Origin of the sequence: Corynebacterium occultum (genome assembly GCF_009734425.1) — a bacterium.
Lineage (GTDB): Bacteria > Actinomycetota > Actinomycetes > Mycobacteriales > Mycobacteriaceae > Corynebacterium > Corynebacterium occultum.
In genome coordinates, this window is the sequence record NZ_CP046455.1 from 172,470 (window position 1) to 187,022 (window position 14,553).

The following is a 14,553-nucleotide window of genomic DNA, read 5'->3' on the forward strand; positions in this document are numbered from 1 at the left end:
TGTTGCCTCTCAGGCCTGAGAACTAGGACTGGGGCCGCAGCTCCATATTGTCGATCAGCCGGACCGGGCCGACATGAATCGCGGCCACCACCAGCGCCGGGGAACGCAAGGGTTCCCGGAGAGTGGACTCACTCACCGGCTCCAGGCTGGCGGGATCCACGATCTCCAGATGATCGAGTGTCACGCCCGTACTAGAGCGCAGCTCCTCCCGTGCCCCCTCAAGATCGATGACTTCCCCGCTGGCCACCTCATCCCGCAGGCGGTGCAACACCTGTGACAACACCAGGGCATGGGTTCGTTCCTCGGGCGCGAGCCGTTGATTCCGGCTGGATTCGGCCAATCCATCCGAGGCCCGGATGATCGGCACCGGACGGATCTCCACGGGGAAGTTCAGGTCCGCCACCATCCGCTTGATCACCGCCACCTGCTGGGCGTCCTTCTGTCCGAAGTAGGCGCGGAAGGCCAGAGCTCCGTCTGGGCGGGTCAGATGGAAGAGCTTTGCGACGACCGTGGCCACCCCGTCGAAATGCCCGGGACGGCTGGCACCCTCCAGGCGCTCACCCATCGTTCCGCTGCGCACCCAGAGCAGCGGGGTGCCATGGGGGTACATCTCCTGCTCAGTGGGGGCGAAGACGATGTCGGCGCCGGCCTCCTCCAGCAGGGCCACATCTTCGCTGAGCTGACGCGGATAGTTCCGGAAGTCATCGCAGTCCCCGAGGTTCTCAAATTGCAGGGGGTTGACGAAGATGGAGACCACCACCAGATCATTCTCTGACCTGGCCTGATTAACCAATGAGGCATGTCCATCATGGAGGGCTCCCATGGTGGGGACAAGCCCTAGGGAAGTCTTTCCTGCGCTTGCTTCCCGGATCGCGGCGCGCAGCTGCGCGATGCTGTGGGTCAGATGCATCGCTTAGTTGTCCTCATAGGATTCCGCGGCGCTGGGGAACTGCCCACCGATGACATCTTCGTGATACTGGCGGGCAGCCGCCACCAGCTGCTCACCCAGGGTGGCGTATGCACGGACGAAACGTGCCTTGTGACCCCGGTTCAGGCCGAAGGCATCCTGCCACACCAGAATCTGGCCATCTGTTCCCGCACCGGCACCGATGCCGATCACCGGGATGTTGAGCTCTGCGGTGACCTGGGCGGCGATCGCCGCGGGAGTCATCTCAATGACAACGGCGAAGGCGCCGGCCTCCTGCACAGCGAGGGCGTCGGCAAGCAGCTTTTCGGCCGCCGCGCCCCGGCCCTGGATGACCGGGCCGCCAAGGGAATGTTCGGACTGGGGGGTGAAACCGATGTGGGCGCAGACCGGGATTCCGGCATCGACGATGCGGCGGATGCTCGGGGCCACCTCCACACCACCCTCCAGCTTCACACCGGCCACCCCGGACTCCTTCATGAAACGGACGGCGGTGTCCACGGCCTGCGCGGCGGAGGTTTCATAACTGCCGAAGGGCAGGTCGACGACCACGAAGGCACGCCTGGTGGCCTCGGCCACGGAGCGGGCCATGGTGATCATCTCCTCGATGGTGACCGAAAGGGTGGTCTCCCGCCCGAGGACGACATTGGCGGCGGAGTCACCCACCAGGAGCAGATCAATGCCAGCCTCATCAAAAATGGCGGCAGTGAGCGCGTCATAGCTGGTCAGGGCGGAAATCTTGAGACCCTCGGCCTTGGCCTGGGCGAAATGGCGGGTGCGAACCCGGGAAGCATCAATACCGGACATGCGATGAGTATAGGTGCCGCGGAGCCGGCTACCCCACAATGCAAAGCCTTGATCGGTTTAGACTCCAGCCCCGGGATCCCGGCGCCAAGGCTCAGCTCTTCGGCCGGCCCCGCCTCACGCTGACCGTCTTCTCCCCCGGGATCCAGAAACGCAAGGGCGCCGCCGCATTCTTGGTGATCCCGATCCGGGGGCCACTCACCCATTCCGGTTCCACCTCACGGGGGCGTAACGCAAAATCCCCGGAACTCCCGACCGGGGAGTGGTTGTCCTCAAGTTGCAGATCCAGTGCCTGCCCGAGGTTCCCCGGCCCCTGGGCCAGGCGGGCGAAGGGGACCTCACCGCGGCGTCGATAAGCAATCTCTTCCCCGGCCACCACCTCCCCGGCACGCAGCAGACAACCCTGACCGATGCCTTCGGGGGCGCAGACGATATTGCCGGCGCGGTGGATGCCGTAGGAAAGGTAGACGTACATGTGCCCACCGGGACCGAACATGGCGGCATTGCGCTCCGTGCGACCCCGGTGGGTGTGGGCGGCCGGATCCTCGGCACCCAGGTAAGCCTCCACCTCGGTGAGACGGATGCTGACTCCGGCGTGGGTGAGTACGCAACCCAGGAGCTGCGGGGCGACGATATCGGCGGGGTCCAGGAAATTGATCATTGCTCACCAAGTCTAAGGATCGGAGCCGTGGAGGGAAAGCCATTGTCCATCACCACCCGTTGTCAGATAGGTACCCTTGAGTCAGTAGTACGACCTGCCCTAAAGGAGGCCCCATGACCAGCCTGCTCTTCGACCTCTACGGAGTCCTCATGCGGACCCAGAGTGAGGAAGCGAAACAGCGGATCGAAAGAGCAGTTCTGGGGGAGGCATCCATCTGGCCTGATTATTGGGCGCTGCGTCCCGCCTACGATGCCGGTCTGGTCAGCGATCAGAACTACTGGCATCAACTGCGGTTGCGCGCGGGGCTGGGGGATTTTGATCTCTATGAGGCGGTCGCCGCTGATGAGGAGAGCTGGTTGCATGCCGATACCAGGGTTGTGGATGAGGTGCTCAGTCTGATCGGTTCAGGCTGGCGGGCCGGTGTTCTGGCCAATATTCCAGCGGGTCTGGCGGAGCGGGTGCGGGAGAAGTACAGCTGGCTGGAGGAGTTCAATGCGGTGACCTTCTCCTCTGATATCGGCCTGGTTAAACCGGATGAGAAGGCCTTCCACGTCGCCCTGGATGCGATGGGAGCGAAAGCCGCCGACACCATTTTCTTCGATGATCATCCCGATAATGTGGAGGCGGCGGAGAAGCTCGGCATGCGGGGTGTGCTGTTCCGGGATGTCTCCCAGATCCACGCCGTCCTGGAAGGGGTGAAAGCGCGATGAGTGCGCAGCCCGGCCCCTTGCTCCTGCCCTTCGGGAATAAGCGTCCCCGGATTCATCGTTCTGCCTGGATCGCACCCACCGCCACGATCATTGGTGATGTGGAGATCGGGCCGGAGGCCTCCGTATTCTATGGTGCGGTGCTGCGTGGGGATGTGAATGCGATCAAGGTGGGGGCCAGATCCAATATCCAGGACAATTGTGTCCTACATGTGGACCGCAACGCTCCCTGCATCCTGGGTGCGGATGTCACCATCGGGCATCTGGCGCTGGTGCATGGTGCCCGGGTGGGGGATGGTTGCCTGATCGGTATGAAATCAGCCCTGCTCTCCCGCTCTGAGGTGGGTCCCGGTTCTCTGATCGCGGCTGGTGCGGTGGTGTTGGAGGGGCAGGTGATTGCCCCGCGTTCCCTGGCGGCGGGCATCCCGGCGAAGGTACGCCGGGAGCTTAGCCAGGAGCAGTCGGCGGCCTTTATCCCGCATGCGCGGCGCTATGTGGAGACCGCGGCCCAGCAGTCCGGGGAGCGCCTGCAGCTCGAGGATGTCTGGGTGGACTGAGCCCTCCAGGGCCAGTTTCAGGGAGCCAGTTTCAGGGGGTCACGCAACAGCTGATCCAGGGCTGCGGCGCGCGCCACGGCGCGGACAATTTCCCGGTGGGTGGGAATCATCCGCAGGTTCAGTTCGCTCTCCTCCAGCCCACGGACGGTTTCGGCGAAGACCCGGGGAGCGCCCGGGTCATCGGTGAAGGCGGAGCCGGCGACCACGATGGTCTGGGGCTGGTGGGCATCCACCAGATCGGCGGCAACCCGGCCGAGCAGGCGGGCGCGCTCATCCAGCAGGGAACGCACCTCAGGGTTTTTCTCTCCCTCCGCCACCGCGGTGCCCAGGTCGGGCAGATCCAGGCTCAGGTCCCGGAGGCGGCGCAGGAACCCCTGGGTGCTCAGTGCCTCCTCGGTGGCCAGGCCGGTGGTGTCCAGCACCTGGCTCTCGGTGCCAGGAAGGGTCCCGATGGAGTGGACACCCCGGTCATCGCTGACGGCTGCGCCGAGGGAGTCATCGGCGAAGAGGATCAGCACATTCTCGCTTTCGCCGGGGGCCGGCAGCTCAGCGGACTGCATTTCGGCGGCCAGCAGGGCGGGCACCGCGGCGGCCACGATCACAGGGACGGAGAACTGGTAGCGCAGGCGTTCCGCCAGGTCCAGCTCATGCCAGCCGAGGTTGGGGGCGTTGACCACGCCTTCACTGCTGACCCGCCCGGAGGTGGTCACCCCGACGCTGACCAGTGGGTTGGTGACTCCGTTGGTCAGTTGATGGAGGCCGGCGATGATGTACTCGAGGAAGTCCTCGGGGCGGGTCTCCGCCACGTTACGGTTGACGTTGCCGTCCCGGAAGGTCCGTCCCTTGGAGTCATACAGGGCCATGTAGGTGCTGGTGGTGCCGATGGCGATGCCGGCGTGCAACCAGGGACTGGGGGCCAGTTCGATCGGGATCGTGGGCCTTCCCCGTCCCCTGGCGCGGCTGAGGTCAGTGCGTTCATGAACCAGTCCGGCGCCGATCAGGGCGTTGACTGCGCGGGTGACGGTGGGTTGGGAGAGACCGGTGGCGGTGACCAGTTCACTGCGGGTGATGATCTGGCGGGTGCGGATCAGGTGGAGGCACTTCGCTGCCGGCAATTGGGGTCGACTGAAGGGCGTCGGCGCTGTTGGGCGTGCAGAAGTGGTCATGGCCTGAATAATAAGCTACATAGACAATGTAGTCTAATCAATCTCCGCCATAATTAGACCAAGCGGTCTACTCGCTCGGCTCTTCCGCAATGCCACCCGGGGGTCGTTCATAGCGTCGGAAAGCCGGCACTGCCACCACACAGAGCAGAGTCAACACCACCACCGCGGCACCACCGAGGAAGGTGGTCCATCCCGTGCCTAGCGTGCCCGCCAACCCGCCGTGCAGCACATCCGCCAGGCGGGGGCCACCCACCACGATCACAATATAGATGCCCTGGATCCTGCCCTGCACATGTTCCTGCGCGGACTGCTGCAGGATGGCGGTGCGCAGGGAGGCGGAGAACATGTCCATCGCGCCCCCGGCCACCAGCATCAGGATCACGAACCACGCCCAGGTGGTGACGGCACCGGGGCTGAGCAGCACCCCGAGCCCGGCCCCCATGACCGCCACACCCCAGGCGATGATGCAGACATAGACGGCCGCCCCCTGACGCACCACCCGGGACACCCCGCCGGAGAGCAGTCCGCCCAACACCGCGCCCGCCGCCATCGAGGAGTAGAGCAGGGCGAGCATGGTGCCACCCTCAGCGGCACCACCGAAATCAACCGCCGCGATCTCCGGGTAGAGGGCACGCGGCATGCCGAAGACCATCGCGATCAGATCCAGCAGCATCGCCACCATCAGTACCGGCTGGGTGAAAAGATAACGCAACCCATCCACCACGGAACGCAGTCCCGCCTTCATCACCTCCCCGGTGGGCAGTAGGGAAGGCAGTTTCACTACCGCGATCAGGGTGGGCAGCAGGAAGAGTACGTCCAGCAGGTAGAGCCAGATGTAACCGATCAGGGGGATCATTGCGCCGGCCAGAAGTGGTCCGATGATTGCCCCGGCCTGCATCAGCATCATGTTCAGGGAGGCACCTGCGGGGAGCAGGCCGGTCGGCAGGATCGAGCGGAACACCGCCGTCCGGGTCGGTTGATTCACCGCGAAGAAAGCCTGCTGCAGGGAGAATACCCCCAGCAGCAGCCAGACATTCTCATTATCCAGGGCGCTGAGCAGCAGGAAGAGGGCGGTGGTCAGGATCATCCCGAAGGTGGTGGTGATCAGCACCTTCCGCTTATCAAAGGCATCCGCGATGGAACCGCCATAAAGCCCGAAGATCACCAGTGGAACCAGTCCGAAAAGACCGCTCAGGCCGACATAGGCGCTGGAACCGGTGATGGCGTAGATCTGCGCGGGCACGGCGACCACCGTCAGCTGCGCACCGATCACGGTGGCGATATTGGCGGTCCACAACCGTTTATAGGCCGGAACCTTCAGCGGCCGGGTGTCGGCGAGAATGTCACGGAAGCTCACTCCGGAGATCCTAGCCCCGGCCTGGGTGGACAGGGGCCAGGGTCCGGGGCAGGGGGTATCGCCAGGTGGGGCGGTTTACCAGCGGCTGCGGTCGAGGATATTCGCCGGGCCGGAGTCGAAACCATCCTCCCGGATCTCGATGGCGGTGCCGCCGTAGATCAGACGGGGATGCTCGCCCCGGGTGTCGATCAGATAGTGGCCCACCCGGGTCAGGGTGTCCGCTTCCGCCTCGATGGCGACCGGGAGGTCCGGCATCGTCTCATCATCAAAATAGGCGGTGGCGATCGCCGCGGGCTCCAGGGAAATCCGCAGGTAATTCGCTGATTCCCCGGGTTCGGGGGGCCGCGCGGCACTATCGGTGGGTGGGGCGAAGGGGGGTTCGACATAGGGCCACTCCACTCCGTGGCCGATGCAACCCACCCAACCCCAGTTGTGGTGGTATTCAGCGAACTTCAGGACGCACAGCAGTTCACTGTCCTCGTCAATGCTGATCCGGACATTGGAGTCGGGATACTCCGCCAGCTCATGTTCCGCATCCAGGGGGCGGTGGTGAATATTGCCCAGGGGCAGCACCGGGGTTTCATCCTGGGGGGCGGGGGTGTTCAGATCCAATTCGATGACCTGCCTCGCATACTCCCGACGGAACGCCTGATCATCCCGGGTCACTACATCGCCCTCATCCTCCCAAGTCAGGGTGGTGCTGAGCAGTTCAGCGCCCTGTTCCTCCTCAGGAACCGCGAAATACTCGTAGGTCACCTCGAGTGACTCATCAGCGACCCGCTCCACCTTCGGATCCGCCATCAGCTGGATCGGCAGCGGATCCTTCAACAGTTGATCATGGTGAAAGAGTAGTAGGGCAGAGCTTTCCGTCCCCGGCGGGTCCTGGTTGGTGGAGCCGAAGAGGATGACCCAGCTCAAAGCGGCACAGGGATCAAAATGATTCTCGATATGGCTGATCTGGAAGGCGGGGGAGGTGCGCCAGAAACCACTCTGATCACGTTCGCCCTCCGGCGGAATCGTGGGCACCTGATTCAGGGCGGTGTAGGGGCCGAAGGCGGTCTCGGCCAGGTCCACCGACTCACAGCTTGCGGTGCTCTCCTCCCCGTGCGGCTCGGTTTTTGCGGCGCAGGCGGTCAGTATCAGGACACTGAGCAGTCCACCCAGCAGCAGGGCGGTCCGTCGAGGGGTCCGGTAACGCGGGAGATGACGCGAAAGCTGCATGGGACCCTCCTGACGGCCTGCTGGGGAAAGGTCCTGGCTGCGGTGGGGGTGGAAGGGTATGGGTTCCACACTGCGCCGGAGCAGGACAATGATGAGAAGTTTCTTCTCAGAGATTAAGACATGGCTGTATTGGTGTGGGTGACATTGATGCCTTCGGGGGTAAAAGCAGTTTCAGTGTGGGCTGCAGGGAGGCGCCCCTGCTCAGCCTCCGGTCACCTCTGATTCCAGCGCCGACACCAGGGCCGGAAGTGCCGTGGCGGCGGTGGCCCGCCAGGAAAATTCACAGAGCGGGGTGAGCTCACTCCTTGCCGGGGAGATCTCCAGGATCGGCACGCCCCGCTGGTGGGCCAGCAGTGGCAGGGAAGCCGCGGGCTGCACCACCCCGGAGGTTCCGATGATCACCACCAGGTCCGCCTCCCGCATCCCCAGCTCCGCCCGTTCCCATTCCCGCTGCGGGAGGGACTCTCCGAACCACACGATATCGGGGCGGATGAGATTGCCGCAGAGCGGACAGGTTGGGGGACTCAAACGTGCCACCGGCTCCGTGGGGAAGTTCACCGGACCTTTCCAGGGACGGTGGCAGATGGTGCAGCGGAAACGGAAGAGGTTGCCGTGGAGATGGGTGGTGTCTGCCATTCCACCGCGTTCATGCAGGTCATCAATGTTCTGGGTGGTCACCTGCAGCTTATCCACACCTTCCAGTCTCACCCACCGTGCAATCGCGTGGTGCCCGGCATTGGGGTTGGCCTGGGCCGCCAACCGGGCCCGCCACAGGTACCAGGCCCACATCGGCTCCGGATCCCGCGCCCAGGCGGAGATGCTCGCCATGGCCTGGGGGTCCACCTTCTCCCACACCCCGGTCTCGGCATCCCGGTAAGTGTCCAGGCCCGACTCCGCACTCATCCCCGCCCCGGTGAAGAACTCCACCCGGCGGGCATTGCGGGTCAGATCAAGGGCACGGTGAAGCTGCTTCTCCTCCATACTCTTTGACGCTAGCTGTTCAACCCTGGTCCGGCCAGGGCCTTTCCCCCGAAGGGCAGATCTTTCCCATAAGTACAGCCATGACCCGGCTGCGCTCACTAAGCTCGGGCTCATGACTCCTCCCGAATCATCTGCCATTGCCGGACTGGATCTCCGTCCGATGATCGCCGCCGACACCGGAGTACGTGGCGCCGCCGTGCTGCGCAATGTCAACCGGGTCAGCGCGCACATCACCGAGCATGACCTGGCCAGGGAACCTTGGCGGCATTACCTCGATTTCGAACCCGCCCGCGGGGACTACGGCATTGTCGCTCATCTGGCGGGACAGCCGGTGGGTGTGGTGTGGGTGGTCTTCGCCCGGGCCCTGGGTTTCATCCAGGTGGATGTCCCGGAGCTGGTGATCAGCGTGGATGAGTCCCGCCAGGGGCAGGGGATCGGGGCGATGCTGCTGGAGGTGATCCGCAACTATGGCCGGGAGGCTCGCTGGCCGGGCATCTCCCTGTCGGTGGAGGCGGAGAACCCCGCCAAACGGCTCTATGAGCGGGTCGGTTTTGAAACTGTCGCGGCGGCGGCGGAGGGCACCATGTTCCTCGCTTTCGCCGAGGGGAGCAACGCCGCTCAGATCAGCAGCTCTGACAGTAGCCTTTCCGCCACCCCGGAGATCCGTTCCGTGGCGGTCTACTGCGGTTCGCGTTCCGGTTTCGGCACCGGGTACCAGGCTGCGGCGGAAGCCCTGGGAAGTGCGCTGGCCAAGCGGGGGATCCGCCTGGTGTACGGGGGCGGCAACATCGGGCTGATGGGTTCGGTGGCCAATGCCTCCCTGGCAGATGGTGGGGAAGTGGTGGGGGTGATCCCCCAGTCCCTGGTGGACCGCGAGATGGCCCACCATGGGCTGAGCAGCCTGGAGGTGGTGGAGACTATGGCGCAGCGCAAGACCCGCATGGAGAATCTCTCCGATGCCTTCGTGGTGTTGCCGGGTGGTGCCGGCACCCTGGAGGAGACCTTCGAGGTGTTGACCATGATGCAGCTGGGGGAACTGTCCGGGCCCCTGGCGCTGGTCAACACCAACGGGTTCTGGGATCCTCTGCTGCAGATGCTGGAAAAGATGGCGGCGGAGGGATTTCTGCGCCGGAAATTCATTGATTCCCTCATCGTCGTGGAAACCCCGGCGGAGCTCTTCGAGGGTTTCCGGAATTGGCGGGCCCCGGGTGATAAATGGGCCTGAACTGGGAAACCACGGCACCCCGCCCGGTAGGGCGGGGCGTCGATAAGCACTGAGAGTGGTCTGGGCCCCTTTCCCATGGTTATCGGGGTGGACTCACTCCGGGTGGATAAGGAAAGCTTTTCGGGGCTAGACTCTGCACTCATGAGTTTAGTGAGTTCCGAACAGCGGTCTCCGTCCCTTCTGGACGCCAGCTGTGAGGTGTTCGTCCATGACCTGGCCGCCCTCGCGCCGACCGATGCCACAGCCTGGGGCATTCCGGGTTTTGAGGGGGAGCTACAGGACTTCTCCCCCGAGCACTGGGAGTCGGTGGCGGAGCGTGCCCGCGAAATGGTCGCCGACATCGACGCCTTTGATGACTGTACGGACGACAATGATGATGAGGATGACTTCGATGAAGTCGACCACGTCACCGCTGCGGTGCTGCGCGACCGGCTCAGCCTGATCGCCGATAAGCACCACCGCGGCGAGTACCTCCGCCTGCTCAACAACATTGAGTCCCCGGTTCAGACGATCCGGGACACCTTCCTCCTCATGCCCCAGGACACGGCGGAGGAAAAGGACGCGATCCGATCGCGGTTGTCCAAGGTCGCCAATTCCCTCGAGGGCTATCGCGAATCCCTCTCCGAGTCCGCCGCCCACGGCAAGGTGGCCGCGCACCGCCAGATCGATGAAGTGATCTCGCAGTGCACCGATCTCGCCGACTCCGGTTCCCTGCTGGAGAATCTCGGTCTGTCCGCCGATTCCGCTGAGGTGGTCGCCGCCAAGGAAGCCTTCGGTCTGATGGCTGATTGGCTGGGGGAGCAGCTCTCCCCGCACTCCGCCAGCGAGGATGCGGTGGGTCGGGAACGTTATGAGCTCTTCTCCCGCGAATTCATCGGCGACACCGTCGACCTGGATGAGGCCTACACCTGGGGTCTGGAGCAGCTGCGGGAGATCACCTCCCGGCAGCAGCGGATCGCCAATCAGCTCTACGGCGAAGGCACCCCCGTCAAGCAGGCCTTCCGCAACCTCAACAATGAGGAACGCTACAACATCGAGGGCACCGCAGCGCTGCAGCAGTGGATGCAGAAAACCGCGGACCGCGTGATCGCGGAGCTCGACGGCACCCACTTCGACATTCCTGAAGCGGTCAAGACCATCGAGGCCTGCATCGATCCGGCCGGCACCGGCGGCATCTTCTACACCCCGCCCTCCGATGACTTCTCCCGACCGGGCCGGATGTGGTGGTCCGTGCCGGAAGGCCAGCACATCTTCCACACCTGGCAGGAACTGACCACCGTCTTCCACGAGTCGGTACCCGGCCACCACCTGCAGCTGGGACAGACCCTCGCCGAGAGCGAAAAGCTCAACCTGTGGCGCCGTGTGGCCTGCTGGAACTCCGGCCACGGTGAAGGCTGGGCGCTCTACGCGGAGTCCCTCATGGAGGAACTGGGTTATCACGAGGACCCGGGCACCAGGATGGGGCTTCTCGACGCCCAGCGGCTCCGCGCCGCCCGCGTCGTCCTCGACATCGGTGTCCACCTGGGCAAGAAAACCCCGGAGGGCAGCGGCATCTGGGATGCCTCCTACGCCAAGACCTTCCTGCGGGAGAACACCGCCATGGATGAGGCGGTCCTCGCCTTCGAGCTCAACCGCTACCTGGGATGGCCCGGCCAGGCACCCTCCTATGCACTCGGCCAGCGGCTGTGGATGCAGCTGCGGGAAGATGCTCTCACCCAGGGCATGGATCTGCGTCAGTTCCACAGTGCGGCACTGAACTACGGTTCCATCCCCATGTCCATCCTCCGTGAGGAGTTGCTGGACTAGAGGGGGTTCTTCCCGGACCCTGATCTGCGCCCCGGGGCAGGGGGCGCTGCGGCGGGAAAGCGCTGCGGCGTCCCCTCGAGGTTTTCGGGGTTCTCGCGGTGGTGCTAGTCCAGGGTGCCGCGGTGGAACTTTCTCTCCATCGCCTGATAGTGGGCCTCAATGTCGAGCTCGCCCGGTTCCTGGGCGGCGCGGTACTCCTCGGGGCGCAGTCCCGAGTTCAGGTAGACCAATCTTGAGGCCACGTTCACACAGTGGTCGGCGTAGCGCTCATAGAAGCGGCTGAGCAGCGCGGCATCCACTGCTTCCCGGGCGGAGTGCGACCATTCCGGCTGGGTCAGCTGGACCATCAGGGCATTGTGGAGCTCATCGACCGCATCATCTTCCTCCGCCAGGGTCAGCGCCAGCTCGGTATCAGGGGAGATCAGGAGGTTCCGGGTCTGTTCCGTCATGTCCCGGGTCAGGCGGATGAACTCCTCGAACTGGCCCTTGATCTCTTCGGGGACGACCTGATCCGGGTGTCGGCGGCGGGCGGAGCGGGCGATGTGCATGGCCAGGGCGCCCATCCGGTCGAAGTCATCGACGATGTAGATGGAGGAGACCACCTGGCGCAGATCGCGGGCGATGGGGCCCTGCAGTGCCAGCAGCTGCATGGCACGCTGGTCGCACCGGCTCCGGAGCTCCCTGAGGTCCTCGGTGTGGGAGAGGGCATCTTCAGCGGAATCCAGCGAACCCCGGATGAGCGCATCTGAGGCCTCGGCCATGATCTCACGCACCATGTCGAACATGATGATCAGATCATGGGAGAAGTCATCGAGATCTTCGCGGAAGGTGGGGCGCATGGGGAACACTATAGGAATAGAATCAGGTTTCTGCAGTTTGAGTGACGTGTAGTACACCCGTATCAGTTCTTCGGGCAGGGACAGAAAACCCCCTGGGAAGGGGGCGAAACATGTCCCGGAATGAAAGACCCCCCGGGACCCCTACCAGGAAGCGGTGGGATTCGGAGGGGGGTGCGGGCTTTAAAAGCTCAGGGCCGCTCGGTCTCTGTGGGTGCCGAGGCGGTGGCTTCATTCGCTGTCGTCGCCCCGGTGGCTTCCTCGGGGTTTTCATCCTCGGGACTGTTGCCCCCCGACTTCTGTTCCCTGCGCCGCCGCACGGACCGGGTCAGCAGGAGGACAAACACCACGAGCAACACCAGCGCGATGGCGAGGTAGATGATGGTGGAATACTGGTCCACATAGTGGGCCACCAGCTCATAGCGTGCACCCAGCCACATGCCCAGGCCGATCAGCACCGCATTCCACAGGCCGGATCCCACCAGGGTCATCAGTCCGAACTTCACCAGGTTCATCCGGTCGATACCCGCCGGGATGGAGATCAGCGAACGGATGCCCGGGATGAGCCGGCCGAAGAAGATGGACCATTGGCCGTACTTGTCGAACCATCCCAGGGACTTGTCCACGTCCTCGGGTTCCACCAGCCACATCCAGTCCGCGATGCGGCGCAGACGTTGGGCTCCCACGGCCGCACCCACCCAGTAGAGGAAGTAAGCACCGACCAGGGAACCCAGGGTGGCCCAGAGGAACACCGCAATGACATTGAGTTCGCCGGTGGCGACGGTGAAGCCGGCCAGAGGCAGCACCACTTCGGAGGGGATGGGCGGGAAGAGGTTCTCCAGCAGGATGGCGATGCCGACACCCGGAGCGCCGAGCAGCTCCATGAGCGAGATCACCCATTCGATGACGGAGTTAAGCAAGCGGAGGGTCCTTCCGGAAGATGAGTGGAGAATCAGACACAGGTACAGCTTGGTATTGTGCTCCTGCTACCTGTCAGAATCACAGGAATTACCTAGGGTTTGGATGTTAGTTCGCCGCCCCTCTCCCCACAGGATGACCTTCCGGGGTCCCTGAGCTGCGTTTTTATCCGCACCCCGGTAGCTTTCACCGCAGGCTGTGACCTTCATGACTCTATACCTGTTTTAAGCCCCGTGACCGCGGTGGAAGAGGCGGATGATCAACCGGATCACGGCGGGCAGGTGGCTGGCGAGGATGATGACACAGAGCAGTCGCACCATCTGGATGGTCACCACCACCGGCCCCGCCCCACCTTCATTGGACAGGGCCAGCACGGTGTCCAGGGCCCCGGGGCTGCTGGCCAGGTAGGCCTCAAAATAACTGATGTCCAGCCAGAAGGTCAGCGGGATGGCGCTGAGGGCACAACCTCCCATGAGCACCGCAATGAAAAGCAGGGTGGCGGGCAGCTGCCTGGCGAAGACCTTCAGGGCGGCCAGGGAGAGACTGCCGCCGCAGATCCAGCCGATGCTGAGGAAAGCGAAGGTACGCAGGGCCTCCGGTGGCAGCATACTCAGCTGACCGGGCAGCAGGAGGCCGATGATCACGGTCAGCAGCAGCGGGCCGATCACGGTGGGTGCGGGTAGTTTGATGAGCCGACCGAGCTTCTCCCCGAAGACCGCCACCAGGATGATCATCCCCAGCACCAGCCAACTGAACTCACTGCCCTCATCGCTGTGGTGGGCGGCGTTGCCGGGTGGGGTGAAGAGCACCGCCACCAGGGGCAGGGTGACGGAGACGATGCTCATCCGCAGGTACTGGGAGAGGGCGACGTAGCGGTAGTCCGCGCCCAGTTCCATGGCCAGCGGCGGCATGAGGGAGGCCCCGCCGGCGAGCATGGACAGGATGCCGGTCTCGGGGCTGATCTCCTGCTGTGCCCTGGCCAGCAGCATCCCACCCATGATGCCGATGGCCAGGGTGATGAAGGTGACCAACAGCCCGGGCAGCAGGTAGCCGGCGAGCTGCCCTGGGGGCACCCCGATCAAGGGGAGCCCGGCGAGGATGCCGATGACACCCCGGGCGCTGACACTGATATGCCGGTTGAGGTTCAGTTCCTTGCCGGAGACCAGGGCGCTGGCCCCGGCGGTGAAGATGCCGGCCAGGATCCAGGCGGCGGGCACATTCAGACGGTTCAGTCCCCAGCCGAGCAACAGGGAGAAGATGGCGACCAGTACCCAGCGGAGGGGAAGCCACCGGTCCTGTGCTGTCTCCGTCATCTGCTGTTCCGCCGCTTCCCTGGGTTCTGGTTCTGGACGTGTCTGAGTTTAGGCCTTCCTGCCCCGTGACCCTGCA

14 protein-coding genes are annotated in these 14,553 nt (G+C 64.2%); 4 read left to right on the forward strand and 10 right to left on the reverse strand.

Annotation, left to right across the window (positions count from 1 at the left end; translation table 11 throughout):
* Nucleotides 1-22: 22 nt before the first annotated feature.
* From panC to COCCU_RS00810, 3 genes are all read right to left on the reverse strand, one after another.
* Complete coding sequence (panC, locus tag COCCU_RS00800) at nt 23-910, reverse strand: pantoate--beta-alanine ligase (protein ID WP_156229730.1); 888 nt, start codon at nt 908-910, stop codon at nt 23-25.
* A gap of 3 nt (nt 911-913) precedes the next feature.
* A complete protein-coding gene (gene panB / locus COCCU_RS00805; RefSeq protein ID WP_156229731.1) occupies nt 914-1,732 on the reverse strand; it encodes a 3-methyl-2-oxobutanoate hydroxymethyltransferase in 819 nt (272 codons plus the stop codon).
* Between the two features lie 91 nt (nt 1,733-1,823).
* Nucleotides 1,824-2,390: a DNA-3-methyladenine glycosylase gene (locus COCCU_RS00810; RefSeq protein WP_156229732.1), complete on the reverse strand. Its 567-nt coding sequence runs from the start codon at nt 2,388-2,390 to the stop codon at nt 1,824-1,826.
* A 113-nt stretch (nt 2,391-2,503) separates the two neighbouring features.
* Here COCCU_RS00810 and COCCU_RS00815 point away from each other — a divergent pair, with 113 nt between their 5' ends.
* Nucleotides 2,504-3,100: an HAD-IA family hydrolase gene (locus COCCU_RS00815; RefSeq protein ID WP_231598811.1), complete on the forward strand. Its 597-nt coding sequence runs from the start codon at nt 2,504-2,506 to the stop codon at nt 3,098-3,100.
* Nucleotides 3,097-3,654, forward strand: coding sequence for a gamma carbonic anhydrase family protein (locus COCCU_RS00820; protein WP_156229733.1), 558 nt, complete (start codon nt 3,097-3,099; stop codon nt 3,652-3,654). The genes COCCU_RS00815 and COCCU_RS00820 overlap by 4 nt, the downstream gene beginning before the upstream one ends.
* 17 nt (nt 3,655-3,671) lie before the next feature.
* On the opposite strand, the gene COCCU_RS00825 is transcribed toward COCCU_RS00820, so the two are convergent.
* From COCCU_RS00825 to COCCU_RS00840, 4 genes are all read right to left on the reverse strand, one after another.
* On the reverse strand, nt 3,672-4,820 hold the full coding sequence (locus COCCU_RS00825; protein ID WP_156229734.1) for an ROK family transcriptional regulator: 1,149 nt from the start codon (nt 4,818-4,820) through the stop codon (nt 3,672-3,674).
* A 67-nt stretch (nt 4,821-4,887) separates the two neighbouring features.
* Entirely contained in the window at nt 4,888-6,177 is a 1,290-nt protein-coding gene (locus COCCU_RS00830) for an MFS transporter (RefSeq protein WP_156229735.1), read from the reverse strand.
* A 75-nt stretch (nt 6,178-6,252) separates the two neighbouring features.
* A complete protein-coding gene (locus COCCU_RS00835; protein ID WP_156229736.1) occupies nt 6,253-7,398 on the reverse strand; it encodes an LppP/LprE family lipoprotein in 1,146 nt (381 codons plus the stop codon).
* 201 nt (nt 7,399-7,599) lie between these two features.
* Nucleotides 7,600-8,379, reverse strand: a complete 780-nt coding sequence (locus COCCU_RS00840) for an NAD-dependent deacylase (RefSeq protein WP_156229737.1) — start codon at nt 8,377-8,379, stop codon at nt 7,600-7,602.
* A 112-nt stretch (nt 8,380-8,491) separates the two neighbouring features.
* Here COCCU_RS00840 and COCCU_RS00845 point away from each other — a divergent pair, with 112 nt between their 5' ends.
* Together COCCU_RS00845 and COCCU_RS00850 are read left to right on the forward strand one after the other, a co-directional pair.
* On the forward strand, nt 8,492-9,604 hold the full coding sequence (locus tag COCCU_RS00845; RefSeq protein WP_156229738.1) for a TIGR00730 family Rossman fold protein: 1,113 nt from the start codon (nt 8,492-8,494) through the stop codon (nt 9,602-9,604).
* Nucleotides 9,605-9,745: 141 nt separating this feature from the next.
* Nucleotides 9,746-11,410: a DUF885 domain-containing protein gene (locus COCCU_RS00850; RefSeq protein WP_156229739.1), complete on the forward strand. Its 1,665-nt coding sequence runs from the start codon at nt 9,746-9,748 to the stop codon at nt 11,408-11,410.
* A 104-nt stretch (nt 11,411-11,514) separates the two neighbouring features.
* Here the strand turns inward: COCCU_RS00850 and phoU are convergent, their stop codons facing one another.
* From phoU to COCCU_RS00865, 3 genes are all read right to left on the reverse strand, one after another.
* Nucleotides 11,515-12,249 (reverse strand): phosphate signaling complex protein PhoU, encoded by a 735-nt coding sequence (gene phoU / locus COCCU_RS00855; RefSeq protein WP_156229740.1) that lies wholly within the window; start codon nt 12,247-12,249, stop codon nt 11,515-11,517.
* A gap of 188 nt (nt 12,250-12,437) precedes the next feature.
* Nucleotides 12,438-13,130, reverse strand: a complete 693-nt coding sequence (locus COCCU_RS00860; RefSeq protein ID WP_156232463.1) for a DedA family protein — start codon at nt 13,128-13,130, stop codon at nt 12,438-12,440.
* A gap of 258 nt (nt 13,131-13,388) precedes the next feature.
* Nucleotides 13,389-14,477, reverse strand: a complete 1,089-nt coding sequence (locus COCCU_RS00865) for an AbrB family transcriptional regulator (RefSeq protein WP_156229741.1) — start codon at nt 14,475-14,477, stop codon at nt 13,389-13,391.
* Between the last annotated feature and the right edge of the window lie 76 nt (nt 14,478-14,553).

Coding starts and splice junctions, on each gene's coding strand:
- panC (WP_156229730.1), bottom strand. CDS start 910: ATGCATCTGACCCACAGCATCGCGCAGCTGCGCGCCGCGATCCGGGAA.
- panB (WP_156229731.1), bottom strand. CDS start 1,732: ATGTCCGGTATTGATGCTTCCCGGGTTCGCACCCGCCATTTCGCCCAG.
- COCCU_RS00810 (WP_156229732.1), bottom strand. CDS start 2,390: ATGATCAATTTCCTGGACCCCGCCGATATCGTCGCCCCGCAGCTCCTG.
- COCCU_RS00815 (WP_231598811.1), top strand. CDS start 2,504: ATGACCAGCCTGCTCTTCGACCTCTACGGAGTCCTCATGCGGACCCAG.
- COCCU_RS00820 (WP_156229733.1), top strand. CDS start 3,097: ATGAGTGCGCAGCCCGGCCCCTTGCTCCTGCCCTTCGGGAATAAGCGT.
- COCCU_RS00825 (WP_156229734.1), bottom strand. CDS start 4,820: ATGACCACTTCTGCACGCCCAACAGCGCCGACGCCCTTCAGTCGACCC.
- COCCU_RS00835 (WP_156229736.1), bottom strand. CDS start 7,398: ATGCAGCTTTCGCGTCATCTCCCGCGTTACCGGACCCCTCGACGGACC.
- COCCU_RS00840 (WP_156229737.1), bottom strand. CDS start 8,379: ATGGAGGAGAAGCAGCTTCACCGTGCCCTTGATCTGACCCGCAATGCC.
- COCCU_RS00845 (WP_156229738.1), top strand. CDS start 8,492: ATGACTCCTCCCGAATCATCTGCCATTGCCGGACTGGATCTCCGTCCG.
- COCCU_RS00850 (WP_156229739.1), top strand. CDS start 9,746: ATGAGTTTAGTGAGTTCCGAACAGCGGTCTCCGTCCCTTCTGGACGCC.
- phoU (WP_156229740.1), bottom strand. CDS start 12,249: ATGCGCCCCACCTTCCGCGAAGATCTCGATGACTTCTCCCATGATCTG.
- COCCU_RS00860 (WP_156232463.1), bottom strand. CDS start 13,130: ATGGAGCTGCTCGGCGCTCCGGGTGTCGGCATCGCCATCCTGCTGGAG.
- COCCU_RS00865 (WP_156229741.1), bottom strand. CDS start 14,477: ATGACGGAGACAGCACAGGACCGGTGGCTTCCCCTCCGCTGGGTACTG.